The organism is Rhodococcus sp. IEGM 1351 (genome assembly GCF_030056875.1).
In the GTDB taxonomy this organism is placed as follows: domain Bacteria; phylum Actinomycetota; class Actinomycetes; order Mycobacteriales; family Mycobacteriaceae; genus Rhodococcus_F; species Rhodococcus_F opacus.
On record NZ_JASHKU010000209.1, the window covers coordinates 1 to 207 of the forward strand.

Annotated in this window: 1 protein-coding gene; it reads left to right on the forward strand. The window is 72.5% G+C overall.

The features are described from left to right. Positions 1 to 207 (forward strand): transposase (locus tag QM806_RS41305; protein ID WP_283295097.1); only part of this gene is annotated, 207 nt, incomplete at both ends.

Genomic DNA, 207 nt, shown 5'->3' on the forward strand with positions numbered 1-207 from the left:
GGCGAGGCGGTCCGCCGCCGGCCGCTCGAGCCCGGGCCATACACGTTCGTCGCCGCCGACGCGCTCGTGCTCAAGCTGCGGGAGAACGGTCGGGTGGTCAACGTGCACACCCTGGTCGCGGTCGGGGTGCACGCCGAGGGGTACCGCGAGATCCTGGGCGTGGATGTGACCACGTCCGAGGACGGTCCCGGCTGGCTGGCGTTCTTC